The organism is Bacillus sp. A1, from assembly GCF_042296235.1.
Lineage (GTDB): Bacteria > Bacillota > Bacilli > Bacillales > Bacillaceae > Bacillus > Bacillus velezensis.
The window spans coordinates 3,574,396-3,600,823 of sequence record NZ_CP141181.1; the positions used below are offsets into that span (position 1 = coordinate 3,574,396).

The 26,428-nt window shown below is 47.6% G+C and carries 25 protein-coding genes; 16 read left to right on the top strand and 9 right to left on the bottom strand.

The features are described from left to right. The first annotated feature begins 16 nt into the window (after window positions 1–16). Genes U2H13_RS17535 through U2H13_RS17545 form a run of 3 tightly spaced genes read left to right on the top strand, consistent with a single transcriptional unit; the run spans window position 17 to window position 3,707 of the window. Window positions 17–1,468 (top strand): spore germination protein, encoded by a 1,452-nt coding sequence (locus U2H13_RS17535; protein WP_014419032.1) that lies wholly within the window; start codon window positions 17–19, stop codon window positions 1,466–1,468. 5 nt (window positions 1,469–1,473) lie between these two features. Beyond that, window positions 1,474–2,580, top strand: a complete 1,107-nt coding sequence (locus U2H13_RS17540) for a GerAB/ArcD/ProY family transporter (RefSeq protein WP_014419033.1) — start codon at window positions 1,474–1,476, stop codon at window positions 2,578–2,580. Continuing rightward, entirely contained in the window at window positions 2,577–3,707 is a 1,131-nt protein-coding gene (locus tag U2H13_RS17545) for a Ger(x)C family spore germination protein (protein WP_014419034.1), read from the top strand. Before U2H13_RS17540 ends, U2H13_RS17545 begins: the two co-directional genes overlap by 4 nt. Before the next feature lie 3 nt (window positions 3,708–3,710). Here the strand turns inward: U2H13_RS17545 and U2H13_RS17550 are convergent, their stop codons facing one another. Both U2H13_RS17550 and U2H13_RS17555 read right to left on the bottom strand, forming a co-directional pair. Further along, window positions 3,711–5,123, bottom strand: a complete 1,413-nt coding sequence (locus U2H13_RS17550; RefSeq protein ID WP_103526583.1) for a bifunctional glycosyltransferase family 2 protein/class I SAM-dependent methyltransferase — start codon at window positions 5,121–5,123, stop codon at window positions 3,711–3,713. A 92-nt stretch (window positions 5,124–5,215) separates the two neighbouring features. Further along, the gene (locus U2H13_RS17555; protein WP_038460090.1) at window positions 5,216–6,592 is read right to left on the bottom strand and encodes a sugar porter family MFS transporter; all 1,377 of its coding nucleotides are present in this window, start codon (window positions 6,590–6,592) and stop codon (window positions 5,216–5,218) included. 303 nt (window positions 6,593–6,895) lie between these two features. On the opposite strand from U2H13_RS17555, the gene U2H13_RS17560 reads away from it, so the two are divergent. From U2H13_RS17560 to U2H13_RS17570, 3 genes are all read left to right on the top strand, one after another. Further along, complete coding sequence (locus U2H13_RS17560; protein ID WP_014419036.1) at window positions 6,896–7,882, top strand: LCP family protein; 987 nt, start codon at window positions 6,896–6,898, stop codon at window positions 7,880–7,882. Between the two features lie 154 nt (window positions 7,883–8,036). Next, window positions 8,037–8,894, top strand: coding sequence for a Cof-type HAD-IIB family hydrolase (locus U2H13_RS17565; protein WP_021494856.1), 858 nt, complete (start codon window positions 8,037–8,039; stop codon window positions 8,892–8,894). Window positions 8,895–8,999: 105 nt separating this feature from the next. Continuing rightward, window positions 9,000–9,725, top strand: a complete 726-nt coding sequence (locus U2H13_RS17570; protein ID WP_103526582.1) for a hypothetical protein — start codon at window positions 9,000–9,002, stop codon at window positions 9,723–9,725. Window positions 9,726–9,763: 38 nt separating this feature from the next. On the opposite strand, the gene U2H13_RS17575 is transcribed toward U2H13_RS17570, so the two are convergent. From U2H13_RS17575 to pgsB, 5 genes are all read right to left on the bottom strand, one after another. After that, window positions 9,764–10,999, bottom strand: coding sequence for a C40 family peptidase (locus tag U2H13_RS17575; protein ID WP_103526581.1), 1,236 nt, complete (start codon window positions 10,997–10,999; stop codon window positions 9,764–9,766). A 150-nt stretch (window positions 11,000–11,149) separates the two neighbouring features. Beyond that, window positions 11,150–11,311, bottom strand: a complete 162-nt coding sequence (locus U2H13_RS17580) for a hypothetical protein (RefSeq protein ID WP_003151344.1) — start codon at window positions 11,309–11,311, stop codon at window positions 11,150–11,152. A gap of 7 nt (window positions 11,312–11,318) precedes the next feature. Beyond that, a complete protein-coding gene (locus U2H13_RS17585) occupies window positions 11,319–12,467 on the bottom strand; it encodes a CapA family protein (protein ID WP_007614174.1) in 1,149 nt (382 codons plus the stop codon). Window positions 12,468–12,485: 18 nt separating this feature from the next. Further along, a complete protein-coding gene (gene pgsC / locus U2H13_RS17590) occupies window positions 12,486–12,935 on the bottom strand; it encodes a poly-gamma-glutamate biosynthesis protein PgsC (protein ID WP_003151340.1) in 450 nt (149 codons plus the stop codon). Between the two features lie 14 nt (window positions 12,936–12,949). Beyond that, window positions 12,950–14,131 carry a poly-gamma-glutamate synthase PgsB gene (pgsB, locus tag U2H13_RS17595; RefSeq protein WP_003151337.1) on the bottom strand — a complete coding sequence of 394 codons (1,182 nt, stop codon included), beginning with the start codon at window positions 14,129–14,131 and terminating at the stop codon, window positions 12,950–12,952. Between the two features lie 732 nt (window positions 14,132–14,863). Here pgsB and U2H13_RS17600 point away from each other — a divergent pair. From U2H13_RS17600 to U2H13_RS17645, 10 genes are all read left to right on the top strand, one after another. Then, entirely contained in the window at window positions 14,864–16,333 is a 1,470-nt protein-coding gene (locus tag U2H13_RS17600; protein WP_015240716.1) for a spore germination protein, read from the top strand. Then, window positions 16,323–17,414 carry an endospore germination permease gene (locus U2H13_RS17605; RefSeq protein WP_032867468.1) on the top strand — a complete coding sequence of 364 codons (1,092 nt, stop codon included), beginning with the start codon at window positions 16,323–16,325 and terminating at the stop codon, window positions 17,412–17,414. The genes U2H13_RS17600 and U2H13_RS17605 overlap by 11 nt, the downstream gene beginning before the upstream one ends. Then, window positions 17,404–18,537: a Ger(x)C family spore germination protein gene (locus tag U2H13_RS17610; protein ID WP_280156865.1), complete on the top strand. Its 1,134-nt coding sequence runs from the start codon at window positions 17,404–17,406 to the stop codon at window positions 18,535–18,537. The genes U2H13_RS17605 and U2H13_RS17610 overlap by 11 nt, the downstream gene beginning before the upstream one ends. Window positions 18,538–18,630: 93 nt before the next feature. Continuing rightward, window positions 18,631–19,620, top strand: coding sequence for a LacI family DNA-binding transcriptional regulator (locus tag U2H13_RS17615; RefSeq protein WP_029972843.1), 990 nt, complete (start codon window positions 18,631–18,633; stop codon window positions 19,618–19,620). Then, window positions 19,613–20,494, top strand: a complete 882-nt coding sequence (gene rbsK / locus U2H13_RS17620) for a ribokinase (RefSeq protein ID WP_021494850.1) — start codon at window positions 19,613–19,615, stop codon at window positions 20,492–20,494. The genes U2H13_RS17615 and rbsK overlap by 8 nt, the downstream gene beginning before the upstream one ends. Then, the gene (gene rbsD / locus U2H13_RS17625; RefSeq protein WP_053285357.1) at window positions 20,491–20,886 is read left to right on the top strand and encodes a D-ribose pyranase; all 396 of its coding nucleotides are present in this window, start codon (window positions 20,491–20,493) and stop codon (window positions 20,884–20,886) included. The genes rbsK and rbsD overlap by 4 nt, the downstream gene beginning before the upstream one ends. 16 nt (window positions 20,887–20,902) lie before the next feature. After that, window positions 20,903–22,396 carry a sugar ABC transporter ATP-binding protein gene (locus tag U2H13_RS17630; RefSeq protein ID WP_121984238.1) on the top strand — a complete coding sequence of 498 codons (1,494 nt, stop codon included), beginning with the start codon at window positions 20,903–20,905 and terminating at the stop codon, window positions 22,394–22,396. Further along, on the top strand, window positions 22,386–23,357 hold the full coding sequence (gene rbsC / locus U2H13_RS17635) for a ribose ABC transporter permease RbsC (RefSeq protein WP_012118605.1): 972 nt from the start codon (window positions 22,386–22,388) through the stop codon (window positions 23,355–23,357). The genes U2H13_RS17630 and rbsC overlap by 11 nt, the downstream gene beginning before the upstream one ends. A 13-nt stretch (window positions 23,358–23,370) precedes the next feature. Beyond that, window positions 23,371–24,288 (top strand): ribose ABC transporter substrate-binding protein RbsB, encoded by a 918-nt coding sequence (gene rbsB / locus U2H13_RS17640; protein ID WP_121984240.1) that lies wholly within the window; start codon window positions 23,371–23,373, stop codon window positions 24,286–24,288. Between the two features lie 60 nt (window positions 24,289–24,348). Beyond that, window positions 24,349–24,882 (top strand): SH3 domain-containing protein, encoded by a 534-nt coding sequence (locus tag U2H13_RS17645; protein ID WP_007407525.1) that lies wholly within the window; start codon window positions 24,349–24,351, stop codon window positions 24,880–24,882. Between the two features lie 124 nt (window positions 24,883–25,006). Here U2H13_RS17645 and U2H13_RS17650 read toward each other — a convergent pair whose 3' ends face one another. After that, window positions 25,007–25,531 carry an NAD(P)H-dependent oxidoreductase gene (locus U2H13_RS17650; protein ID WP_014721897.1) on the bottom strand — a complete coding sequence of 175 codons (525 nt, stop codon included), beginning with the start codon at window positions 25,529–25,531 and terminating at the stop codon, window positions 25,007–25,009. 101 nt (window positions 25,532–25,632) lie between these two features. Beyond that, complete coding sequence (budA, locus tag U2H13_RS17655) at window positions 25,633–26,400, bottom strand: acetolactate decarboxylase (protein ID WP_003151318.1); 768 nt, start codon at window positions 26,398–26,400, stop codon at window positions 25,633–25,635. Window positions 26,401–26,428 lie beyond the last annotated feature (28 nt).

Below are 26,428 nucleotides of genomic sequence, written 5' to 3' on the forward strand. Positions count from 1 at the left end.
GAAAGGGGGGAACATTATGACGATACATGCGGAGCTCGGCAAAAACCTTGAAGCGCTGAAAAAACGGTTCGGCCAAAGCGATGACATGATGTTTTATTCGTTTACGTACGGAAACGGCAAATGTGACGCCTGTCTTATATATATAGACGGACTGACCGACAATCAATTGCTTGCGGAATATATTATTTCGCCCGTGCAGGCGGCCGCCCGGCATCAAGAGGAACCGGCTGAAACAACGCCGTCATCCATCTCTTTCGGCTATCGTCACACCCGGCTTTCTTCACTTAAGGACGCGGAGGCAGACATTTTCTCCGGCAAATCGGTTTTGTTGGCGGAGGGATGGGAGGAAGCCCTTTCGTTTGAGACGGAAACATTTAAAATGCGTGATATTGAAGAACCGGCTTCAGAAGTGCTTGAACGGGGGCCGAGGATAGGTTTTGTCGAAAAGCTCCGAACGAACACGGCGCTGTTGCGCGAGCAGTCCGGTGATCCCAACCTCCAGATCAAAGAGATCACACTCGGCGAACGGACAAAAAAGCGGATCGCCGTTGCCTACATTCGGGATATCGCGCCTGATGATGTTGTAAAAGAAGTGATGAAAAGACTGGATTCGATCACCATTGATGACATTCCGGAATCAGGAGCAATCGAACAGCTTATTGAAGATAACACGTATTCCATTTTCCCGACCGTCTTGACGACCGAACGGCCAGACCGGGTTATGGGCGCTCTTTTGGAAGGAAGGGTTTCCATTCTTGTAGACGGAACGCCTTTTACCCTTTTGGTGCCGGCTACCATTGATGAATTTATCCACTCACCTGACGATTATAATCAGCGGTGGGTTCCGGTTACCTTTCTCAGGCTGCTTCGGTATACATGCATTTTAATCACGATTTATTTACCCGGCCTTTACATATCGCTCGTTACGTTTCACACGGGGCTTTTGCCGACGAGAATGGCGGTTACGATTGCCGGGAGCAGATTGAATGTCCCGTTCCCTCCTTTTGTTGAAGCGTTCATCATGATTTTTACGATTGAGATGATCAGAGAAGCCGGACTCAGGCTGCCGAAGCCGATCGGACAGACGATCGGCCTGATCGGGGGCGTGGTGATCGGGCAGGCCGCTGTTCAGGCGAATATTGTCAGCGCGATGATGGTCATTGTCGTATCCGTTACGGCATTGGCTTCTTTTACGGCGCCCTCCTATGCGTTCAATTTTCCGCTGAGGCTCATCCGTATTTTTTCGATGATTTTGTCGGCGATATTAGGTTTATACGGACTGATCATGTGTTATCTGCTTGTCGTCGGCCATCTGATGCGTCTGAAAAGCTTCGGTCAGGACTATCTTATTCCGATCATGGCGCAGCCTGGCCAAGACTTAAAAGATACGATCGTCAGACTGCCGACGCCTCTTTTGAAAAAACGGCCGACCAGAAAAGAGACGAAAGATAAAATCAAGCAAAGGTGATCCCCATGAAAAAACCGGAAGACAAGCTGTCGTTTATGCAGACACTTCTCATGGTAAGCGGAACAATGATCGGAGCGGGCGTGTTAACACTGCCTCGCTCCGCCGCAACAGCGGACAGTCCGAGCGGATGGATCATTATTCTTGTGCAGGGTGTCGTGTTTATCGGCATCGTCCTGCTCTTTATGCCGTTTTTGCAGAAAAACAGCGGGGAAACCATATATGAGCTGAATCAAAGCATCATGGGACGCGCCATCGGTTCTCTTCTGAATTTATTCATCAGCTGTTATTTTGTCGTCACCGTCTGTTTTCAAGCCCGTTTTCTAGGTGAAGTCATCAATTACTTTTTACTGAAAAATACGCCGATGGGTGTCGTCATATTCATCTTTCTGGCGGTCGGCATCTACCATGTGACCGGCGGGGTCTATCCCATTTCAAAGCTTTATGCCTATCTGTTCCCGGTTACGATCGTCATTCTGATTATGCTGCTTATATTCAGCCTGAGACTGTTTAAGCTGGATTTCGTCCGCCCGGTCATGGAAGGAGGCTACAAAAGCTTTTTTGAGATGTTTCCGCGGACCCTTTTGTATTTTTCAGGGCTTGAGGTGATTCTGTATCTGGTGCCGTTTATGAAAAATCCGAAGCAGGCGAAAAAGGCTGCTGTCTTCGGCATCGCCAGCGCAGGCTTATTTTACAGCGTTACGCTGCTTGTCGTCATCGGCTGTATGTCGGTCGCTGAAGCCAAAACGGTGACGTATCCGACCATTTCCCTGATTCACGCCTTAGAAATCCGGGGTATTTTCATTGAGCGGTTTGATATCTTTCTTTTAATCACGTGGACATGCCAGCAGTTTACCTGTATGCTCGGCTCTTTTAAAGGGGCGCATATCGGATTAAACACCATTTTCAGACTGAAAAATAAAAACAATGCCTGGCTGATGGGGAGCTTATTGGCAGTGACATTCGGCCTTTCGATGTACCCCGATGATATCAACAGCGTGTTTGCATTCGCGAATATTCTCGGGTATACGTTTTTTGCCGTCATTATGATTCCTTTTCTCATCTGGTTTGTCAGCTGGATGAAAAAAATAGCCGGGAGGAAACAGACGTCATGACACTTTTCATAAAATGGGCGGCGGCGCTTTTCATACTGATGACGCTTTCAGGATGCTGGGACGCGAAGGAAGTCGAAAAGCTATCTTTCGCCCGGGGACTGGCGATAGACGAGACGAGTGACCGCCGATATAAATTAACCTATCAAAACCTGCTGCCCCAAAGTGAAAACAGCCAGGCTTCCGGCCGGCCCGTGTTTGTCAATGTGACGACGCGGGGGGATACCATTCTTGAAGCCGTCAGTGAAGTCGCTTTAAAAGATCCGCCTGTTTACAGCGATCACTTAAAAGTGCTGATATTCAGCGACAAATTGCTGGCCGACCAAAATATACTGCAGATGATGAATCATTTTATCCGCGATGATGAATTAAGGCGGAGCAGCTATCTCTTCGCGGTAAGAGGAAAAGCGTCCGATATTCTGACGGAGCCGACGCCGAATCAGCAGCAGCCCATGCCCGCGGAAAAGCTGATCGACCTTACGAACAACGGAAACTACAACGGGAAGATTTTACAACCGCTCCGAATCGGGAGGGCTTCAATTTACTGCCATAATAAACGCAGTTTTCTCATTCAGGCCGTCAGCAATCAAAAAGGAAAAACGGTGTATGACGGAGCGGCCATTATCAAAAACGCAAAACAAAACAGATTGGCGGGCTTTCTGTCACCATACGAAATACAGAGCCTGAATTGGCTCATGGGGACGATACGGGGCGGCGTGCTGCCCGCTTTGGATAAAGGGGGGCACCCGATTACCTTCGAGATCAAAAAATCAACATCCGCCATCACTCCCAGGCTGAAAAACGGGAAGCTGTCATTTCATGTAGCGGTAAAAACAAAAGGACTTTTGTCAGAGGATCAATATGCCGGAGAAGATTCATTCGATCAGCACTATTTAAACGGGCTGGAAAAGATTTTCGAAAAAAAACTGAAAAGCGATGTGAAAGAAGTCATCGATAAGCTGCAGAATCAATATGAAACGGACCCTGTCTTCTTTTCTGACAGAGTCCGCATTCAATATCCCGACTATTGGAAAAAAGTAAAGCATCATTGGGATGAGACCTTCTCCGAAGCGGCTTTTGACTATGATGTTTCCATTCAGATTACCAACTTCGGAACGATGGGACGGTAGCCTTCAGCCTGTTTTTTCGACACGGAGGAGAATTTGATAAATCCGGCTTTGTTCGGGCAGCTGTGTCACCGGAAATTGCATCGATTGCGCCATTCGTGTGATTTCCTGTAAAAACAGCTGCACCCGCTCATCCACGTGAACATACGTATAGGACTGCTTTTTCACAGCAAATGTCTCTTCCGGAAAGAGCGTGCGCACCGACTGCGGCGTAAAAAACCGCAAGTGGGTGCGGTCGAGAATGCCGGCGTCTCTGTATGTCCAGTCACCGAGCAGAAGCGGGAACAGCGCTTCGGCGTGGGAAATATTCGGAATGCTGCAAACGATTGATCCGGCAGGCGACAAATAGGATGAGTACGTTTCAATGACGCGCCACGGGTCTTTTAAGTGCTCAAGGATGTCGGCGAAAATGATGCAATCAAAAAAGCCTTCCGGATAAGGAAGCTTCACTTCTTCGACATCTTCCTGCAGCACCGCTTCATAGTGTCCTTTTGCCGCTTGCGCCGCCAGCGGGTGCAGTTCTATTCCGTACAGTTCGCAAGGCTGTCTGTTTTGTAGTTCCAGCCCCGTAGCCCCCGCGCCGCAGCCGACATCAAGTATCCGTTTCGCCTCCCGGGGAACGAGCTCCGCAATTTCCGGTCTCGGATGAGTAAAGTACGTAAAATCAGTGCCCCATTTTTCCGTAAAACGCTGGCGGTTCTCCGAATATAACTGATTGATATTGATATCCTGATTAGCCGTAAACGTCGCATGTCCGTGGTGATGCACAAAGGCATCGAGGGCGATGTGCAGGCTGTAGCCTTTTTGCAGGGCGCGTAAACATAGGTCATCATCTTCAAAAGAACCGTATCCGAATTGCTCATCGAACGGGCCGATGTCTTCAATGACGCTTCTTTTCACCAGAAGACAGAAGCCGACAAGGCGCAGCACCCGCTTTGTATGATGCTTTTCCCGTGCGCAATACGCCTCCGCGAATGACTCCAGCTCATCAAGCGATTGATATGCGTCATGGATCATTTGCGCGCCGCTGACATAGTTGCTGACGGGCCCGACCATACCGGCTTTTTCAGAATGATACAGCACCCGCAGCATGGAGGTGAGCCAATTTTTCGTGACCATCGTATCGTTGTTCAGAAACAGCAGATTTTCTCCCCCTGCCGCTTCGATACCCTGGTTGCACCCTTTGGCGAACCCGAGGTTTTTTTCATTTAGGATGACTTTGACGTCAGGCAGATTTGATATGTATTCTCTCGTTCCGTCTGAGGAACCGTTGTCAACTATAATCAGTTCAATCTTATCTTTGTCGGTGTATCGTTCAATGCTGGCCAGACATTTTTTCGTCAGCTCAAGTTCATTATATGTAAGGATAATAATACTCGTTTTCACCGGCATCCCCGCCTTTATCGTGACTTTATACAACGTATGACATATCCCCGTCATTTATGTGACCGGGCGCCCGCCTGCATCCGTTTTGAGGGGCCGGTGAATAACCGCCCCCCTAAAACTGAATATTACGGATGAACTGTCCGCCGATTTGATTCTGATCCCGAGCCACCGTTACGGCTTTTCAGATCCTGCTCAATTTCTTCAAGGCTTTTTCCCTTCGTCTCGGTCACTTTAAACCAGACGAACAGGAATGCCAGTATCCCGATCGCGGCATAAATGAGAAATAAATAGCTGATGCCGACTGCTTCCATTAACATCGGATAGGTTAATGAGACAATCAATGTTCCGGCATGCAGCATCAAAGTGGAGACACCCGTCCCGATACCCCGGACATGCAGCGGGAATAATTCAGGAAGCATGACCCACACGGCAGGCCCCCAGCTGACCGCAAACACAATGATAAACAGGCCTAAACAAATCACCGTTGTCCATGATGCGGCTGCTGAATGTTCAAAGAAGAGATTGACCGCGGCCAATACGAGCAGGCTGATGACCATGCCCGCATTTCCGGCCAGCAGCAGCGGCTTCCGGCCGATCTTATCAATGACTTTAATAGCCGCAAGCGTCATGATGACATTGACGGCGCCGATTCCGACCGTTCCCAATATAGACGCGGAATTGCCGAACCCGACACTGGTAAATGTTTTCGGGGCGTAATAAATAATTGTATTTGTCCCGATGAATTGCTGCAAAAAGGCAAGTCCGAGGCCGGCAATCAGCGCGGGTCTCACCCACGGCTCAAACAATTCTTTCAAGCCGCCTTCGTTTTCCTTTTCCGCTTCTTTCATCTGATCAATCTCATCATCAATATTCTTCGTTCCCCGCAATGATGAAAGGATTTCTCTTGCTTTCTCTTCTTTGCCGATCGTAAACAGCCAGCGCGGGCTTTCCGGCATAAATAAGATTCCGATCAGCAGAATGACTGACGGCACAACCGCAAGTCCAAGCATCCAGCGCCAAGCGCCTGCATCGGCAAATATATAGTTCACGATATAAGAAACGAGGATTCCGACCGTAATCATCAGCTGATTCAGCGAAGAAAGCGCCCCCCGTTTATGCTTCGGAGCCAGCTCCGATAAATAGAGCGGAACGATCGTTGTAGATGTTCCGACAGCCAGTCCGAGAATGATCCGGAAAAGAACCATCACCTCTGTATTCGGGGCAAAAGCGACTCCTAAACCGCCTATACAAAACAGCAGCGCCGCTCCCATGATGGCCTTCCGCCTGCCGAACCGGTCGGTCAGTTTGCCGGCGAATCCCGACCCGAGAATCGCCCCCGCCAATAACGAACTGACAACGAGGCCTTCTGTAAAGGCGTTCAGTCCCAGTTCTTTTTTCATAAATAAAATAGCTCCGGAAATGACTCCGGTATCATATCCGTATAACGCGCCGCCGAGTGCGCCGAAAAAATAGAGCCATTTATTCGAGTGTATGCTTTTCATGTTATGTAGACTCCCTTCATCCAACGCTGTAACGCGCGGAATTGTTCTACTGCTTCTTTTGCCTGTTTCCGTCCGTTTCAAACCTTCCGCACCGTTAATATCCATTATTTTACTAATTATTTTTTACAAAGCGACGAAACATTTCCCGCTTCCTGCCGTCCAATATAATGTGAACCTGATGCAAAAATAACAGTAGATGTTGTCGAAATAGAGAGAAAGATTTGGAATTTTCTCATTTACAGAGTTGCTCCAAGTCAACAATTATGGTACGCTTCACAAAGAATAGAAACGAGAGGTAATGATATGGAAGAACGATCTCAACGCAGAAAAAAGAAAAGACGCCTCAGAAAATGGGTGAAATTTGTACTGGTATTCGCCGCTTTCTTATTGGTGATCGCCGGTTCCGTCGGCACCTACGCATTTGTGAAATTGAATAATGCGACCAAAGAAGCGCACGTCAGCCTTGACCGCGGCGACCAGTCCGTAAAACGGATCAAAGAATTTGACCCGAAGAAGGATTCTTTCACCGTATTGCTTTTAGGAATAGACGCCCGTGACAGTAAGGGTGAATCAGTAGATGACGCAAGAAGTGACGCCAACGTGCTCGTCACCTTCAACCGGAAAAAGAAAACAGCGACGATGCTCAGCATTCCGCGGGATTCCTATGTCAACATCCCGGGACACGGCTATGACAAATTCGCGCACGCACATGCTTACGGCGGTTATAATTTAACTTATAAAACAGTAGAAAACATGCTTGATATTCCGGTAGATTATGTGGTTGAGAGCAACTTCGACGCGTTCCGCGATGTCGTCAATGAGTTGAACGGCGTTACGGTAAATGTGAAAAGCCAGAAAATTGCCGATCGTATTAAGGTCGATACAAAAGGAAAAGTCGTGCTGAAGCCGGGCGTCCAGACGCTTGACGGTGAGCAGGCACTGGCTTATGTAAGAACACGCAAAGCCGACACCGATCTGATGCGCGGACAAAGACAGATGGAAGTGCTGAGCGCCATTATTAAAAAATCTAAATCGTTAAGCTCGATCCCATCTTATGACGATATCGTCGACAGCTTAGGGAAAAACTTAAAAATGAACTTATCTCTTAATGACGCCATCGGTCTGTTCCCGTTTATCACATCGCTGAAATCGGTGGATTCTTTGCAGCTGACAGGTTCAGACAGCTATATTTACACTCCTCAGTACGGCAAAAATATTTATTACTTCAAGCTGAATGAGGAAAACCTTCAAGAAGTGAAAACGAAATTAAAAAATGATTTAAACGCGTAAGATGTCACGGCGGGGTTAGCAAATCCCGCCGTTTTTCTGTTGAAAAAAAGGACATGAAGGTATAGCCTTTTAACTGACGGCTTTCTGCTGATTTCGCACAAAGCTGAACATACTACATGAAGCAGCTTTATTTTTAAGGAGGGCATCCATACATATGAAATTGATAGCCATTGACTTAGACGGCACATTACTGAACTCGGACAGTGTGATTTCTCCGGAAAACAGAGCGGCTTTACAAAGAGCGGATGAAGCGGGCATTCTCGTGGCCATCTGCACGGGCAGAGCCACATTTGATGTAAAAGCGCTCTTAAAGGATTTGGATATTCCGATCATTGCGGCAAACGGCGGGACAGTCCATGACAAAGGATACCGCCTCGTCAGCCGGCTCTTAATGGATCAGCAGGCCGGGAAGGATATCGCCGCTTATTTAACGGACAACGACATTTACTTTGAGGTCTATACAGATGATCATCTGCTGTCCCCGTTTGACGGCGAGTCCAAACTGCAGGCAGAACTGGACATTCTGAAAAGCGCCAATCCCAAGGAAGATATTCGGACATTATGGGAGGGCGCAAAGACGCAGTTCAAACAATTCGGCATTAAACCCGTGCAGGATATACAGGCGATTTTTAACGGAGACGAACATGTTTACAAGCTTCTTTGTTTCTCTTTTGATATGGAAAAACTGAGAAACGCCAAAGAAGAAATTACACATCATCCGAAATTATCCCAGACATCTTCCGGGAAACACATTATCGAAATCCTCCCTGCCGGTTCCGGAAAGGGACGTGCTCTGACGGAGCTTGCCTCACTGTACGGAATTGAAAAACAGGATATTTACGCCATCGGCGACAGCCCGAATGATTTCTCCATGTTTGAAGCGGCGGGAAACCGCATCGCCATGGGCAATGCGATTGATGAACTGAAGGAAAAAAGCACGTATATTACAAAAAGCAACGATGAAAACGGCGTCGCATATTTCATCAACCGGCTTCTCGACAACGAGCAATAAAAGGCAAAAGCCAGGTCTTTCACGGCCTGGTTTTTCATGTTTCCCAAAAAAGGAATTCCCAAAAATGAAAATAAATTGTAAGATAAAGAAAAAAGGAGTTTCATGATGTCGAATGCAATCGCTATTATAGGATGTTTAGCTTTTCTCTGCGCAGTCGGATACGGAATATTCCATCTCATATGCAAAGCGGCAAAAAAAGACAAACATTTTTCAAAAAAGCTGTTTTGGCCCCTTCTCATCGGCGGATTTATCCTGCTTCTGACCGGCGCCTCCCTCGCAGAGCCGGACGCCTCGGCCGTGAAGGCAGAGGAGAAATACAGCACCCTTCATACCGCTTATCAAAAATTGACGAAGGAACACCAGGCGCTTGAGAAAAAATATGAAAACATCAGTGCCGCGGCCGAAAAGGAGAAATCCGAAGCCGAAGCCGGCAATGAAGAAAAACTCAGCAAACTCAGCCAAGAGATAAGCGAGCTGAAAAAAACAAACAAATCACTCAAACAAGACAATGAGAAATTAAAAAATTCACAAAAGAAGCTCGAAAAGACCGCTGAAACGCTTCAGTCAGAAAATAAATCTTTAAAGCGGCAGAAAGCAGAAACAAAAACATCCGAAAACGCGGAAACGGCGCAAAACAACGCCCCTTCCTCCGGCGGACATGCCGAGACGAAAGCAGCCGGCACCTCACAGGGATGCGACATTAAAGGCAGCCGGAACGGCATTTATCACACGCCGGGAAGTACATACTACGACCGGACGACAGATCCCGCGGAAATGTTCTGTTCCGTAGAGGATGCGGTAGCGGCCGGATACAGAGCGCCGAAACGGTAAAAGAAAAAGACGTCAGAGACACTCTCTGACGTCTTTTTTTACGGGAGCCGGATGCTGCCCGCATATTTGTCCTTCCAATAAGCGCTTGTGTTCATATTTGTTATGGTAACGCCTGCGGACACGGTGACATGAATCACTTGTCCGTTCCCGATATAAATGGCCGGATTCAGGCTTTCCGCTTTAAAGAAGACCAGATCGCCGGGCTTCAGATCTTGTTTATCGACCGGAACGCCCGCCTGCATCTGCTTGTCCGCATAACGCGGCAGGCTGATTCCTTTCACTTTTTGATAGATGTATTGAACAAATCCCGCCGTATCAAAGCCGGTTTCCGGTGAAACGCCGCCTTTCAGATAAGAAATTCCGATATGATCGGCCGCTGTGGACACAACGGGATTTTCTTTAGAAATGGCTAAATTGCTGAATCGGCGCACCCCCGTAAAATGTTTTTTCCAGTAATCTTCCGACAAGTAAGAAATGGTGACTTTTGCGGAGCGGCTTGCTTGGATGAACCTTCCCTCTCCCGCATAAATGCCCGCATGGGAAATTCCTTTTTTATACGTGTCGCTGAAATAAATCACGTCCCCGGGCTTTATATCGCTCAGTTTGATTTTCTCACCGACCAGCCACTGCTGTTCCGCAGATCTCGGCAGGTAAATGTGAAGCATGTTTTCAAAAACATATTGGACCAGCCCCGAACAGTCGAATCCCTCCTCGGGCGTGCTTCCGCCGAATACATACGGAATGTCGAGGTAACGGGCTGCCTCCTGAACGATCGGATCATCAGCCAGTTCCGGATCTTTTGTAATCCGCTTGGCGCCAAGATATAAATTCATCCAATAACTGCTTTTTTGAAAGCGTGTGACGGTTACGCCTTCAGACGGAGAACTGTGTATCATCTCTCCGTTTCCGATATAAAGACCGTCATGGACGGGCGCGTTTTGTGTTGAATCTGACTTTTTGAAAAACACAAGATCTCCCGGTGAAAGGTCATTTTCTTTGACGGCGGCTCCGACTTTCCATTGATCACTGACCGTTCTCGGCAGATGGATGTTCTGTCTGCTGAAAAGATAATGCATCAATCCGGACGGATCAAAACCGTCCTCAGGCTCTTCGCCTCCGTAAACATATTTATTTCCGACAAGTTTTTGCGCGTCTGAAACGATCAGGACAGAAACTTGAGAATCCGCTTCAGCAATTTCCGTTCTCGTCACTGCAGGTGCCACAAGACAAATCATAAGGCCGGCAAGGATGTACTTCCTCCAGCTTGTGAGCATGTTTTCTATTCACTCTCCTCATTTTTAGTAGTTTTTACATCGGTAACTTTTAACAAATGTTTAGGAGAGCACACAAAAAAAGAATGCCCGTTATGGGCATTCTTTACTGGATTCGGAACAAACAATATGCCGGCAAGCGGAATCATGCGCTTATTTTGCGCCCGCTGTATCCTCTTGCTGAATTTTTTGCATTTCCGTGTCAATTTTTTGTTTTTCCTGATCTGTGAGCTGATCATTGTATTTAAACGCAGACATAAACATAAATACCATAATGATCGCGGCAAACGGCCATCCCGCTTTAATGATTTTCATTTGTTTTTCACTCCGCTTTCTTTTTTAAGATATCGCTGTGATCCACATCAAACGTTAATTTTCCATCCTTGACGCTCCAATCGAAATTCGATTCTTTCGTCAGTTCACGTACGATCGTTTTATGATTGATGCTGCCTTTTTTAACCGGCGCAGGCGTCGCTTCATGAATATTCATCGGCGTGACTTCAAAGCGTCCTGTGCCGTTTTTCTGCAGATGATATTGAACAAGCGCCGTGTCTCTCGTTCTTGTCCACCCCTGGTCGAATACGAAGTTGCCCAGGCTGTAGAAAATAACGGTGCCGTGGTACATTTCGATCGGTTCCAGCACGTGCGGATGGTGTCCGACGATAATATCCGCTCCGGCATCTGACATTGCTCTTGCCAATTGGCGCTGTCTGTCATTCGGATCATTATCGTATTCCTGTCCCCAGTGTGTTTGAACAATGACAAGATCGGCTTTCTTTTTGGCTTTAGAAATCATCGGAATAAACAGCTCTGGATCGGCCGGAAGCACACCCGGCGCATTTCGTTTAGCTGCAAAGCCTTTTCCGGAAACATCAGTGAAACCCAGTGTTGCGATTTTGATTCCGTTTACATCTTGATAAGAAATGTTCTGCTCGGCTTCCTTCAGCGTGAGGCCCGCGCCGACAAGTTCAAGATTTTGCTTTGAAAACTCTTCAACCGTATCCCGCATTCCTTGAGGGCCGTAATCCATCGCATGGTTGTTGGCTGCCGTGAGAACGGTGAAATTCATGTCCTTCAATACTTTTACGGCATCTTTGTTTGATTGAAGGTGGATATTTTTTTCTGCTTCTTTGTAGTTCTTTTTATATGTAACCGGGTTTTCAAAGTTCCCCGACACATAGTCGGATGCTTCGAAGAATGGCTTTGCGTAACGGAAGACACTCTCCGTGCCTTTATGCTTTGTCACTTTCTCGACATTCCGGCCCATCATAATATCTCCGACGAATGAGGCTGATACAAGGTCATCGGCATTTCTTTTCACACTCGGCGTTTCCGCCTTCCCTGTCAGGATGCAGACGAACATCAGGCAAAAGACGATCGGCAGCGCGATAAAAACGTGAAGATTGGTCTTCTTTTTCTGCTGTTTGGTCAGCTTCAGCAGTTTTTCTTGAAAGCTTAATTGTTTTTTCATCGTTTGACACACCTTACATTAGATTAAGTAGTAAGCAAACATAATGGCAAAAGTTGCGCCGCTTAAGAACAGCGTGCTGGCAAATGTAATCGTTAATCCCTGTTTCTGAATGGTATTGGCGATCAGACCCGGTACGATGATACCGATTCCGCGGAATTCTGATATCTCAAACGGTACGATCGGGTAAAGGAAATCAAGGGCGATTTTTAAGCAGATTCCCGTTATCAGCATAGCTGCGAATTTTCTGCGTCCGTACAAAATCATAAATCTGGATAAACCGTATTTGACGATCACGTATGTAAGAAGACTCACTAACAATACGAGTAAAATAAAGACCGGCTGGTTAAAAACGAGCCCTAAATAACCCGGCACGACTAAACCGGCAGGTACGATACCTGTTTTTTCCGCGAAAATTAAACTGATTAACACGCCTAAAATAAGTGAGATGTATAAATCTGATCCGAACATTTATCCTTTTCCTCCTAGCTAACGAGCTGTTTCACCTTATACTCTTGAATTTTTTCAATTAATGGTTCCGCTGAACCGTGGATATTGCCCACGCCATATATGACACGGTTTTGCATTCTTGTTTTCAGCACGTCCATGATTTCGTCTGTTGATTTATATTCCAGATCGTGCAATGTATCGGCAGGAATCTTGCCTTCTTCATAAGCTCTGACGATCGGTTCTGTCGTCTCGCCGATGAGTATGAGTTCCTTCGTTTTAATGTACGGAAGCACGTCGTTTGCGAACTGAATCGTTCTGTCCACACGGTCGGCGCGGCAGTTCATGATAACGATCGGTTCATCTGTCGGGTAGCCGATTTCCTTTACACGTTTCCATATATTTAAAGTAGAAGATGCATCATTTGCGGCAAAGCCGTTTACGAAATGACCGGGCTCCTTCGTGCTGAGCAGCGGCAGGATTCTCATGGCGCCAGGATCAGGCGGCGCATTCAGCATTCCTTTAAACGCCGTTTCTTCATCTATCCCAAGAGCCTGGGCAACGCCGAGCGCAAGGGAAGCGTTATCAGGAAAGACCATATATTCAAATTTACGAAGGTATTCATCTGTAATTTTAGAGTTATCCGCAATAATGACCTCGGTATTCCGCTCTGCGGCTTTTTCTTTAAAGAAGTCTGTGTATTCACTGTCTGTAATGACAAGGTGACCGTTATACGGTATCGTCGCGGTAAAAGCTTCAGCGATTTCATCAAGCGTCGGCCCCATGACGTCCATATGGTCTTCAAGCACATTCACGATGACGCCGATGTTGGCTTGAAGGAGTTCTTCCTGAAAGATAATCTGATAATCCGGGTTTACCGCCATACATTCACTGACAATGGCATTGGCGCCCCGTTCTACGGTTTCCTTCATTACTTCTTTTTGCTCGCCGATATTCGGGCCCTGCGGTTTCCGTTTGATCGGTTTCTCCTCAGGTGTATCCCAATAGATCATCCTTGCATCTGTTCCCGTCGTTTTTCCGACTGTTTTGTAGCCCGCCTCCATCAGTATTCCGGTCGTCAGCCTCGTTACGGTTGACTTTCCGCGGATACCATTAATATTGACGCGTACTGGCAGAGCATCGATATTCTTCTGATGCCGCCTTTTTTCAATGATTCCGATGATTAGTACGGCAGCACAGGCTATAATGAGTAACCACATTGATTTTTGACATCTCCTTCTGTATTGATAAATTCATTCATCAGTATATAGCTTCACTATGAATTCTCAATCGGCATTATGTAACATAATCTTCCCGCTTTCACTGAGCCAAACTTCTCTATTAGTGACGCTATTCTTCCTATTATCGAATTGCTTTTTTTGGGAATAGGCAGGACTTCAACCTTACTTCAATTTTTCAAAAGAAAAATGAATGCGTTTACATTTCCGCACAGAAATTCATTTGGACCAATGGAACTATTCGCGTTCCGGAAGAAAAAGATGTAATGATAATCCATCTTTTCCAGCCCGTTTGTATCAGCGTTTTTCGCACTGCGCATACGTTTCGGGACTCTCTGTCCGCTGTGTGCAGACTGCCTGTTTTGTTAAGGATAAGGTCTTAAAGTCATTCATTTTTCCCCCGTATCCTGCTTTCAGTCCCATTCCAAAATAACTAGCGGAATGACTGGTACATGACAGAAAAAGACGGGTCCGGAGTGTTTACAAGAAATACACATTTTATATGCGGAAAGCCTTTCTCCTTTTAAACCATTTACAGGACGTTTATCACTCTTTTGAAATATTTTTAATAAATCTTTATATTCGTTCAAGAAATATTCATCCATAATTGTGAAGTTCTTGGTAAAACCATCGAGGAACTCCTCTATTTTATAAAATGCATAAAAAAGGAATACCCGCTGAAAACTACAGATAACCAGGAAAGGAGGCGGTCTGATGTCTGCGGATAAACAAAACAAACGGATTCCCGGCGATTTTGAATCGGCTGTACGGGAAATGCAGGAGCTGATGTGTGTTTGCGGTGATTTTAAAATACGAAGGATCAAACTGCAGGACCGTCATACCGCTTTCTTTTATATTGAACAAATGATAGAAGAACAGAAGCTGAATGAGTTTCTGTTAAGCGACACCCTGCAGAACGGCCCGCTTGAGGAAACGATGAATGCCGTCAGCAGTGCGGAAACGGATGAAATCAGAAAACTCATTGACGGGATTTTGGCCGGACAGGTTGTTTTTCTCAGCGATGCATCGAGGAAAGCGAAGCTGTTTTCCGTCGGGCAGAATCCGCTGCGTTCCATTATGGAACCCGAATCTGAAAGTATCGTCCGCGGCGCCCATGACGGGTTTGTGGAAAGTTTGGAAACGAACATTCATCAGCTGCGGTTTCACATACAGGACCGCCATCTCTCCGTTCATTATATGGATATCGGGGAAAGAGCCAAATCAAAGGTTGCGGTTATCTTTGTTGAGAATATCGCCAATCCGGAGATTGTGGAGGAAGTGAAGCGGCGCCTGTCATACCTGCGTATAGACAGCGTGCTTGCGCCCGGGATTATCGAGGAATCAATAGAAGATAATTCGTTTTCCATTTTTCCGCAGATCATTCATACGGAACGGCCGGATAAAGCAAAAGCATGCGTGATGGAAGGCTGTGTGCTGATCATGATGGATGGGAGTCCGTCGGCTTTGATTGCGCCGATCACATTCTTTTCCTTTTTTCAATCTCCGGATGACTACAGCACGAGGTGGATTTCTGCCAGTTTTTTAAGAGTGCTGAGATTTTTCGCCTTTATGATCGCGATTACGCTGCCCGCTTTTTATATCGCGCTGATTGCGTTTCATTTTGAAGTCATTCCCAACGATCTGATTATCACCATGAAAAATTCGATTGTTGATATTCCCTTTCCCCCGCTGATAGAAGCCATGATTATGGAAATTACGATTGAACTGATCCGCGAAGCCGGTATCAGGCTGCCGAGACCGATCAGTCAGACGATCGGCATTGTCGGCGGTCTCGTGATCGGTGACGCAGTCGTTCAGGCGGGACTCATTTCTAATATGATGATTATCGTCGTAGCCGTTACGGCTGTTTCTTCTTTTGTGCTTCCTTCATATGAAATGAGCACGTCCATCCGAACGCTCAGATTTCCGCTTATGTTTCTGGCATCCTCGTTCGGTTTTATCGGCATCGCACTCGGCTTCGGGCTTATTCTGATGAACCTGTGCAAGCTTGAATCACTCGGCGTTCCTTATTTATCATCTCTGACGCCGTTTCATTTCAGTGACTTGAAGGATGCATTTATCCGGCTGCCGGCTTGGTTTATTAAAAGAAGGCCTTTTTATTTGAGACCGCAAGACTCAAAGCAGATGAAACATGTTCGGGGGTGGAGAAAAGATGAAGCCTAAAAAAATAAGCCCGCTTCAAGGCGTGTTTTTCATTAATCAGACGCAGATCAGCATCGGCATTTTGGCGCTGCCCCATTTACTGATGATGAAATCGGGAAGCAGCGGATGGATTTCCATTCTGCTTACCGGATTGCTCGTCCAGCTTACATTCAGCCTGTATATGATATTATTTCACCGGTTTCCGAAGCTGAACCTGTACGAAATGCTGGAGGAGGTGTTCGGAACACTTGCCGGCAAAGGGGTGCAGGTGCTGTATATTTTATATTTCGCGTTTCTCTGCACGCTCATTCTTTCTGTATTTACACGGATATTGGATATCTGGGTGCTCCCTCAGACTCCGAATTGGGTGATCAGCTTAATGCTGATCCTCGGTTCTGTCTATATCGCCCAGGCTCCGCTGAATGCGATCGCCAGGTTCAGCTTTATTTTAACGCCGTTTTTGCTGCTGATCTCTCTGCCGCTTTTATACACGCTGGGAAAAGCCGATATCACATACATTATGCCGATTTTTCACGGAACCGCAAAAGACATGCTTACCGGGGTGCAGCAAACACTTGTCAGCATTACCGGCTTTCAGGCGGCGCTCGTGATCGGGCCCCTAATCAACTGCACCGTCAGCCAGCGCTACAAAATACTGACGATTTCAAACATCTTGATTATCCTTTATTACCTGTATATCACCCTTACTTGCTTTGTCACAATCAGCCCCGAAGAAATAAAAATGATCCCGGAGCCTGTGCTGTACCTGTTAAAAACCGTTTCATTCAGAATTATCGAACGGACGGATCTGCTCTTTTTGACGTTTTGGTTCGTGACCGTCTTTTCAACGCTGGCCAACGTGTTTTACTTGGCAAGCACCGGCATTGCCAAGCTGTTCAATCAAAAAGATCACAGCCGGTTTGTTTATCCGCTGGCCCTGCTCGTCTTCCTTCTGTCTATTTGGGCCACAAGCACGGATAAAACGATACAGCAGCTGGATCAGTTTTTCCGCATTTCCGATATTGTGTTTGTGTATTTGTTTCCGTTGTTTATGGTATTGATTGTCCTTGTACGCAAAAAGGGTGTCCGCCATGCGCATTAAAAAAGCGGTTCTTATCAGTCTCATGTGCGCAAGCCTGACACTTGCGGGCTGCTGGGATCAAAATTTGCTGAAAGATATTTCTCTCGTGCTGACCGCAAGCCTTGATGTTGATCATGACGGTGAAAATAAAATCGGCATCACCTATCGGAAGGTTCAGTCCTCCCAGGCGGAACAGGAAACGGGCGGCTCATTCATTACGACGGTGCTCAGCGCTTCCGGGCACACCATCCGTGAAGCGCGGTTTCAATTGGATAAGCTTGTCGATCAGCGCATTGACACGTCCAAGCAAAGAGTCTTATTAATCGGTGAGAAAATGGCGGAAAAACCGCTTTTTCCTTATCTCGATGTCTTTTACAGAGATCCGAAAAGCCCGCTTCTCGCTCATCCGGCGGTTGTAAAAGACGGCGAGGCGATTGAAGTGCTGAAGCTGATCGTCCGGCAGAAATTGATCGTCAGCAAGTACTTAACGAATTTATTAACAAGCGCTAATGCGGAATCAAATATCAGCATGGAAAATTTGCAATCCATCCGTTCAAGCATGCTGACGGCTGATAAGGATTTCGCCCTTCCTTATTTATCGATTAACGGACAGACGATAAAGGTAGAGGGTTCTGCCCTGTTCAGCGGCCAGCGGAAAGTGACTGAGGTGCTCGGTCAGGATTCGACCCTCCTGACCCTTTTAAGCGGGCAATTTAATAAATCGGCTAATATTAATCTGAAGCTGTGGGACAAATACAAAATGGATATTGAAAATTATCTTTCTCTCGGCATCACGGATGCCACGCGAAAGATTGTATTTATAGATACAGATCCGCAGCATATAAAAGTGAAAATCCGTTTAAAACTGAATGCACGCGTCTTGGAATATCCAAAGGACAAGCTGAATTCTTATACGGCAATCGACCAAATGAACAAACAAGCCTCAGCAAATCTGAACGGGCAGGCCAGATCGGTGATCAGCCATATTCAGGAGCACAACTCGGATATCCTCGGCATCGGCCGGAACTATCAAACCCATTATTATGAGCGGGGCAAGCGGCTCAATTGGCGTGAAGTCTATCCTTCCATCGAGATCGTCCCTGATATCAAAGTGAATATCTCGCAAATCGGCATCGTGAACTAAAAGAGACCCCGGTCTCTTTTTTTGTTGCCAACCGAAATTATTCGTGTTACTCTTTTTATGTAAACGGTTACATAAATGAAGGAGGAGTGTTTGTTGGCAACGATTAAAGATGTCGCAGGCGCTGCCGGCGTCTCTGTTGCCACGGTTTCGCGTGTCCTCAATGACAACGGCTACGTGCATGAAGATACACGAACGAAGGTCATGCTTGCCATGGAGAAGCTGAATTATTATCCGAATGAAGTTGCCCGCTCTCTTTATAAAAGAGAATCCAGACTGGTCGGGCTATTGCTTCCGGATATTACGAATCCCTTTTTCCCTCAGCTTGCCCGCGGGGCTGAAGACGAGTTGCAGCGGGAAGGATACCGGCTGATCATCGGCAACAGCGATGAAGAATTGGAAAAAGAACTCGACTACCTGCAAACATTTAAACAAAATCAAGTTGCAGGTATTTTGGCGGCCACCCATTACCCCGATCTTCCCGAATACAGCGGCAGCCTTTACCCGGTCGTATTTCTGGACCGGACAAAAGAAGGCGCCCCATCCGTATTCAGTGACGGGCGGGCAGGCGGAAAACGGGCGGCTGAGGAAATGCTTCGCGGCAAAAGCACAAGCATCACGCTTGTCAAAGGCCCAGCCCACCTTCCGACCGCTCAGGAACGTTTTAACGGCGCACTTGATGTGCTGCAAAAAGCGGGCGCGCAGTTCAATGTCATCTCCGCCGCTTCATTTTCCATCAAGGATGCCGCCATTTTAGCAGAAGAATTGTTTGCAGCATACCCTGAAACCGACGGAGTCATTGCCAGCAACGACATTGCGGCGGCTGCCGTCCTCCATGAGGCGCTGCGGCTCGGCAAAAAAGTTCCGGAGGAGATTCAGATCATCGGATACGACGATATTCCGCAGAGCAGGCTTTTGTTTCCGCCTCTTTCAACCATCCGCCAGCCTGCATATGAGATGGGAAAAAAAGCGGCAAACCTGCTGCTGCAATTGATAAAGAAAGAGCCGCCGAAAGAGACGGCCATTCAACTGCCCGTGACTTACATAAGAAGACAAACGACGAGAAAGGATGATCACCATGAGTGAAATTTGTGTTATCGGAAGCTGTTCTATGGATCTGGTCGTCACATCCGATCGGCGTCCGAAAGCCGGAGAAACCGTACTGGGCACAGACTTTCAAACTGTGCCCGGAGGAAAAGGCGCAAATCAGGCCGTAGCCGCTTCCCGCCTGGGCGCAAACGTATATATGGTAGGAAAAGCAGGCAATGACAGCTACGGAAAAGCGATTATTGAAAACCTGAAGGCAAACGGTGTCAATACGGACTATATGGAAACGGTTACACATAAAAAAAGCGGAACGGCTCATATTGTGCTCGCAGAAGGAGACAACAGCATCGTCGTCGTAAAAGGCGCAAACGATGACATCTCCCCCGATTATGCCAAAAGTGCGCTGGCAAAACTTCCCGGCATTGATATCGTGCTGATCCAGCAGGAGATTCCTGAAGAAACCGTTGAAGAAGTGTGCAGCTACTGCCGCGCGCAGCAAATTCCGGTTATCCTGAATCCCGCGCCGGCCCGGCCGCTGAAACAATCGACGATTGAGGATGCCGCATATCTTACGCCGAACGAACATGAAGCATCCATTTTATTTCCTGACCGGACGAAAGAAGAAGCGCTCGCCGGCTATCCCGGCAAATTGTTCATTACCGAAGGAAAACAAGGCGTGCGCTACTCAGACGGCACCGCGGAACGGCTTGTTCCCGCCTTCCCTGCAGAAGCGGTCGACACGACGGGAGCCGGCGATACCTTTAATGCGGCACTTGCCGTCGCACTCGCGGAAGGACGGGACATCGAGCAAGCGCTCCTGTTTGCCAACCGCGCCGCCTCCCTGTCCGTGCAGCACTTCGGCGCCCAAGGCGGGATGCCGGCCAGAAAAGAAGTTGAGGAGCTGCTGTCATGAAAAAACACGGAATGTTAAACAGCCACATTGCCAAAGTATTAGCCGATCTCGGGCATACAGACCTCATCGCGATCGCCGATGCAGGTCTCCCCGTCCCTGACGGCGTACCTAAAATTGATTTGTCCTTAACGGCGGGCGTTCCCGCCTTTCGGGACGTGACCGGCCTGGTAGCCGGGGAGATGGCAGTCGAAAAGGTGATAGCCGCTTCCGAGATCAAAGACGCAAATCCTGAGAATGCAAGTTTCATAGAAAGCCATTTCTCAGCGCAGACGATCGAGTACATCTCCCACGAGGAATTCAAACGGCTCACACAGAAAGCAAAAGCCGTCATCCGAACGGGTGAAATGACACCATACGCCAACTGCATCCTGCAGGCGGGTGTGATTTTCTAGAAAGAAGGGATCCAGCATGCACATCGGCATGACAGACATTCATAAAGCATTCGGCAAAAACCAAGTGCTCTCCGGCGTCTCATTTGAGCTTCTGCCGGGAGAAATCCACGCTTTAATGGGAGAAAACGGAGCGGGAAAATCGACGTTAATGAATCTGCTCACCGGGCTCCACCGGCTCGACAAGGGAAACATTACGATAAACGGAATAAATATGAGCTTCTCCAATCCAAAGGAAGCCGAAAAGCACGGAATCGCCTTTATCCATCAGGAACTGAATATATGGCCGGACATGACGGTGCTTGAAAACCTTTTTATCGGCAAAGAGCTGACGACGGCGTTCGGCGTTTTAGAAACAAAGAAAATGAAAGCGCTAGCAAAATCACAGCTTGAAAAACTGGGAGTCTCTCTTCCTCTTGACCGGGAAGCCGGACAATGTTCCGTCGGACAGCAGCAGATGATTGAGATTGCCAAAGCGCTGATGACAAACGCCGAAGTCATTATTATGGACGAACCGACCGCGGCGCTGACCGAACGGGAAATCAGCAAACTGTTTGACGTGATGACGGCGTTAAAGCGGGACGGCGTATCCATCGTCTATATTTCGCACCGAATGGAAGAGATATTTTCGATTTGCGACCGGATCACCATTATGCGGGACGGCCTCACTGTGGATACGGCGCATATTAAAGATACTAATTTTGATGAAGTGGTCAAACAAATGGTCGGGCGGGAGCTGACCGATCGGTATCCGACTCGCACGCCGTCACTCGGCGATAAGGTGCTCGAAGTGAAAAACGCCTCAAAAAAAGGAAGCTTTTCACAGATCAGTTTCCATGTGAGCGCCGGAGAAATCCTCGGCGTTTCCGGCTTAATGGGTGCCGGACGGACAGAAATCATGAGGGCGCTGTTCGGAATTGACAGGCTCGATTCCGGAGAGATCTGGATTTCCGGCCGAAAAACCGGCATTCGGGGTCCGTACGATGCCATTCGCAAGGGACTCGGCCTGATTACGGAGAACCGCAAAGATGAAGGGCTGCTGCTGGATACGTCCATTCGTGAAAATATTTCATTGCCGAACCTGACCAGCTTCTCTCCGAAAGGCATCATTGACCGAAAACGCGAGGCGGAGTTCGTTGAGCTGCTCATCAAGCGTCTGACCATTAAGACCGCATCTCCGGAAACCGCCGCCCGGCATTTATCAGGAGGAAATCAGCAAAAAGTCGTCATCGCCAAATGGATTGGAATCGGCCCGAAAGTTCTCATCCTTGATGAACCGACAAGAGGCGTCGACGTAGGCGCGAAAAGGGAAATCTATTCATTAATGAATGAACTGACCGATCGCGGAGTCGCCATCATCATGGTGTCTTCCGAGCTGCCGGAAATTCTCGGCATGAGTGACAGAATCATCGTCGTCCACGAAGGACGCATCAGCGGAGAAATCAATGCGGCCGGCGCAACACAAGAACGCATCATGACACTTGCCACGGGAGGGCAGCAGAATGAAAACTGAACCAATGACATCAACTGAACAAAAGCGATTTTCCATTCATACCTTCACGCAAAAACTCGGTCCGTTTCTCGGCTTACTGATTCTTGTGCTGATCGTTTCCGTTTTAAACCCGAGTTTTCTTGAACCCCTCAATATTCTCAACCTTCTTCGGCAGGTTGCGATTAACGCTCTGATTGCATTCGGAATGACGTTTGTCATTTTAACGGGAGGCATTGATCTCTCTGTCGGAGCCATCCTCGCCTTATCGAGCGCATTGGTCGCAGGTATGATGGTCTCAGGCATCGATCCGATCTTAGCCGTCATCATCGGCTGCGTGATCGGCGCCGTACTCGGCATGATAAACGGATTATTAATCACAAAAGGAAAAATGGCGCCGTTCATCGCCACTTTGGCGACAATGACCGTCTTTCGCGGACTGACCCTCGTCTATACGGACGGAAATCCGATTACGGGGCTCGGTTCAAATTACGCATTTCAATTATTCGGGCGCGGTTATTTTCTCGGCATTCCCGTACCTGCCATTACGATGCTGATTGCATTTGCGGCCCTGTGGGTTCTTCTGCACAAAACACCGTTCGGCCGCCGGACATACGCCATCGGCGGCAATGAGAAAGCGGCGCTGATATCGGGAATCAAAGTGCCCCGTATCAAGATCATGATCTATTCTCTGACAGGTTTATTATCGGCGCTGGCGGGAGCGATTCTGACATCACGCTTAAATTCCGCACAGCCGACGGCCGGGGAATCATACGAGCTGGACGCCATCGCAGCGGTCGTTCTCGGCGGAACGAGCCTGTCCGGCGGTCGAGGGCGCATCATCGGTACGCTGATCGGGGTTTTGATTATCGGAACGCTGAACAACGGCTTGAACCTTCTCGGCGTATCATCTTTTTATCAGCTCGTCGTCAAAGGAATCGTCATTTTAATCGCGGTGCTGCTGGACCGCAAAAAATCGGCATAGTAGGAGGACCATTATGAAGAAAGCCATCATCACGATCGCGGCATTATCACTGTTTTTGCTGTCCGCCTGTTCACTTGAACCGCCACAATGGGCAAAACCGTCAAACACAAAACATAAAAAAGAATTCACTATCGGGCTCTCCGTCTCTACATTGAACAATCCGTTCTTCGTTTCATTAAAAGAAGGCGTTGTAAAGGAAGCCAAAAAACGGGGCATGAAGGTCATTATTGTCGATGCCCAAAATGATTCATCTAAACAGTCAAATGACGTAGAAGATTTGATCCAGCAGGGAGTCGATGCGCTGCTGGTCAATCCGACCGATTCATCAGCGATTTCAACAGCCGTCGAATCGGCAAATTCCCTCGGCATTCCCGTCATTGCGCTTGATCGTTCAGCCGAACACGGCAAAGTCGAAACGCTTGTCGCCTCTGACAATGTCAAAGGAGGAGAAATGGCGGCTGACTACCTCGCCGATCAGCTCGGAAAAGGCGCCGAAGTGGCTGAATTACAAGGGGTGCCGGGCGCATCCGCGACACGGGAACGCGGAACGGGCTTTCATCATATTGCCGACAAAAAGCTGGATGTCGTGACAAAGCAAGCGGCGGATTTTGACCGTACAAAAGGATTGACCGTCATGGAAAACCTGCTGCAGGGTCATCCGGATATTAAAGCCGTGTTCGCCCATAATGATGAAATGGCACTCGGGGCGCTCGAAGCGATTAACAGCTCGGGCAAACACATTTTGGTCGTCGGTTTCGACGGAAATAAAGATGCGATTTCTTCCATTAAAAACGGGAAGCTGACAGCCACGGTCGCCCAGCAGCCGGAGCTGATCGGAAAACTGGCGGCCGAAGCGGCGGAGCAGGTGCTCAAAGGAGAAAAAGTCAAAAAAACCATTTCCGCTCCATTGAAACTTCAAACACAAAAATAACCGGCCGATGTTTAGACTTCCGGTAAAACGTGAAAGGATGAAGTAAAAGGAGAGATACAGATGAAGAAAACAGCCAAAGCGGCATCCATTCTGACCCTTGCAGCGGGAATAACAGCGGCTTCAGCTGCCGGAATAACGCCTCTTCCGGAGACACACGCGCAAGAAGCGGTCAAAATTGACGATCTGTACAGCTACCCGCTTGACTCTTATCTCGTTTCCGCGGAAGCATTGAACGTCAGAACAAAAGCATCAGCAGCCAGTCCGAGAGCTGATACCCTTCATTTAGGCGACAGCTTAAAGATCGTTTCATTCCAGAACGCTGACTGGGCAAAAGTACATTATAAAAACGGAAAAACAGGATTTGTATCTACTCATTATATTGTTAAAGAAGCAACAACCGTAAAAACGACGGCAAAAACAAAAGTATATACAGACAAACAAGCGGTCAAAGCTTCCCTTGCTAAAAACACGAGCGTTTCTTTCCTCGGATGGAAAAAGACAGCCGGCGGCGGCATTGATTTCGGCTGGGCGCTTGTCGATTACGGGGGCGCAACGGGATATATCAGCACAAAAGATCTGCAAAAACTGACATAATATCAAAACGGATTTCGCAAATTCAGCGCGAAATCCGTTTTTTCTTTCTTGAGCAGTCAGAAACGTCTAAGGTTCGAAATATTTCTCAGGAAATATTGTCGGATGAAGATGAATGCATACGACTCTAAAATGGCTTCTTTATGTAATCCGCCAGGCGTTTGGCATTGTCACGGATAGCCGCAGCATCGGCGCTGCTTACCCCGTACATCGCGAAAGCCGGCAAATAGGTCATACCCGTAAAATTAGCCATTGCCTGAAACGGCCTTAAGAGCTCGCTCAGTGAAAAATGGTTAGACCCGCCTGCCTGATATGCATCCTCTCCGGCACCTACGGAAACAGCCAGCAGCAATTCTTTGCCGTGCAGCGCCTTTCCTTTGGAGCCGTAAGCCCATCCATACGCCAGCACATGATCCATCCATGTTTTTAAAAGCGGAGGCGCACTGTACCAGTACAGCGGGAATTGAAATACGATCCGGTCATACTGTTCACACAGCTGCCGTTCCTTTTCCGCATCTATTTTCCCGTCCGGATATTCTTTATAAAGCTCACGTACCGTGATATCATCATGATTTTTTAATTCTTCTGTCCACGCCTTATTGACCGCTGAGTTGTCCATGTCAGGATGAACCGCTAATACCAATACTTTCACAGCTACCACACCTTTCCCTTTTGACTGTATTTTACCTAATCTTTGCCGGTTCAGCCAAATAAAAAGAAAGCCCCCGAGAAAAATGGGGCTTTCTTTTTATTTTATTCCGGGCTTCCTTCGGTTGTTTCGATATCCTTCGCAAAATTCGGATTATCTAAATTTGCGTTGAAAAAGTCCGCCGTATTCGGAAGCTTGAGGTTCATATTCATTTTTTGAGAAATGGTCACTTTACAATCTTTAATGACATAGTCAAACACGTGTCCGCCGGAATTGCGTCCTTCATCAATGAAGTGCAGGTGATATCCGGAAACAGCAATGCCGTTTGCGTAACCCGGCGTCCAGAAGCCGGCGATTGTACCCTGAATGTCGTCAAAGTTGAACACAGGCTGTGTTTTTACCGCTTCGATCATCGGAACGTACGGTTTCTCCTGGCGTTCTACCGTTCTTGTCTGCACCTTTTTAAATACGCCGTCTAAACGGATCGCATAAAATAAGTTTTTACTAGGCAGAAGGCTGGCGATTTCCTGCTCGAATTCTTCACGGGTCATTTCGCCGTCGATCGTATGCGTCATATCCGGCGTGAAAAATGTGAATGAGCAGAATGGTGACAGGTCTCCGCCTTTAACAGGCGTAGCCGTTCCGTCGCCACGCAGACGGTAAAATTCTCCGTCAAATCCGATTAATTCGCCGTCCAATTTGTTGAACGTCCCGATTCCGAAATCACCGAACTTCGGAATGTCAGCCATATCAAAATCTCCGTCATATACTCCGTCCAGCAGAGATGTCATTGTGGATACTTGATAGATCTGATCCTCAGGTGAGCCTTTTTCTCCGCGGCTCATCATATGGATGTCGCTTGCGTTTTTCATATTCCCTTCACTCCTTTTAAATTGGGCT

Bases quoted from the DNA above. Each gene is read 5' to 3' on its own strand.
- U2H13_RS17535 (WP_014419032.1), top strand. From the start codon at position 17: ATGACGATACATGCGGAGCTCGGCAAAAACCTTGAAGCGCTGAAAAAA.
- U2H13_RS17540 (WP_014419033.1), top strand. From the start codon at position 1,474: ATGAAAAAACCGGAAGACAAGCTGTCGTTTATGCAGACACTTCTCATG.
- U2H13_RS17545 (WP_014419034.1), top strand. From the start codon at position 2,577: ATGACACTTTTCATAAAATGGGCGGCGGCGCTTTTCATACTGATGACG.
- U2H13_RS17555 (WP_038460090.1), bottom strand. From the start codon at position 6,592: ATGAAAAGCATACACTCGAATAAATGGCTCTATTTTTTCGGCGCACTC.
- U2H13_RS17560 (WP_014419036.1), top strand. From the start codon at position 6,896: ATGGAAGAACGATCTCAACGCAGAAAAAAGAAAAGACGCCTCAGAAAA.
- U2H13_RS17565 (WP_021494856.1), top strand. From the start codon at position 8,037: ATGAAATTGATAGCCATTGACTTAGACGGCACATTACTGAACTCGGAC.
- U2H13_RS17570 (WP_103526582.1), top strand. From the start codon at position 9,000: ATGTCGAATGCAATCGCTATTATAGGATGTTTAGCTTTTCTCTGCGCA.
- U2H13_RS17575 (WP_103526581.1), bottom strand. From the start codon at position 10,999: ATGCTCACAAGCTGGAGGAAGTACATCCTTGCCGGCCTTATGATTTGT.
- U2H13_RS17580 (WP_003151344.1), bottom strand. From the start codon at position 11,311: ATGAAAATCATTAAAGCGGGATGGCCGTTTGCCGCGATCATTATGGTA.
- U2H13_RS17585 (WP_007614174.1), bottom strand. From the start codon at position 12,467: ATGAAAAAACAATTAAGCTTTCAAGAAAAACTGCTGAAGCTGACCAAA.
- pgsC (WP_003151340.1), bottom strand. From the start codon at position 12,935: ATGTTCGGATCAGATTTATACATCTCACTTATTTTAGGCGTGTTAATC.
- pgsB (WP_003151337.1), bottom strand. From the start codon at position 14,131: ATGTGGTTACTCATTATAGCCTGTGCTGCCGTACTAATCATCGGAATC.
- U2H13_RS17600 (WP_015240716.1), top strand. From the start codon at position 14,864: ATGTCTGCGGATAAACAAAACAAACGGATTCCCGGCGATTTTGAATCG.
- U2H13_RS17605 (WP_032867468.1), top strand. From the start codon at position 16,323: ATGAAGCCTAAAAAAATAAGCCCGCTTCAAGGCGTGTTTTTCATTAAT.
- U2H13_RS17610 (WP_280156865.1), top strand. From the start codon at position 17,404: ATGCGCATTAAAAAAGCGGTTCTTATCAGTCTCATGTGCGCAAGCCTG.
- rbsK (WP_021494850.1), top strand. From the start codon at position 19,613: ATGAGTGAAATTTGTGTTATCGGAAGCTGTTCTATGGATCTGGTCGTC.
- rbsD (WP_053285357.1), top strand. From the start codon at position 20,491: ATGAAAAAACACGGAATGTTAAACAGCCACATTGCCAAAGTATTAGCC.
- U2H13_RS17630 (WP_121984238.1), top strand. From the start codon at position 20,903: ATGCACATCGGCATGACAGACATTCATAAAGCATTCGGCAAAAACCAA.
- rbsC (WP_012118605.1), top strand. From the start codon at position 22,386: ATGAAAACTGAACCAATGACATCAACTGAACAAAAGCGATTTTCCATT.
- rbsB (WP_121984240.1), top strand. From the start codon at position 23,371: ATGAAGAAAGCCATCATCACGATCGCGGCATTATCACTGTTTTTGCTG.
- U2H13_RS17645 (WP_007407525.1), top strand. From the start codon at position 24,349: ATGAAGAAAACAGCCAAAGCGGCATCCATTCTGACCCTTGCAGCGGGA.
- budA (WP_003151318.1), bottom strand. From the start codon at position 26,400: ATGAAAAACGCAAGCGACATCCATATGATGAGCCGCGGAGAAAAAGGC.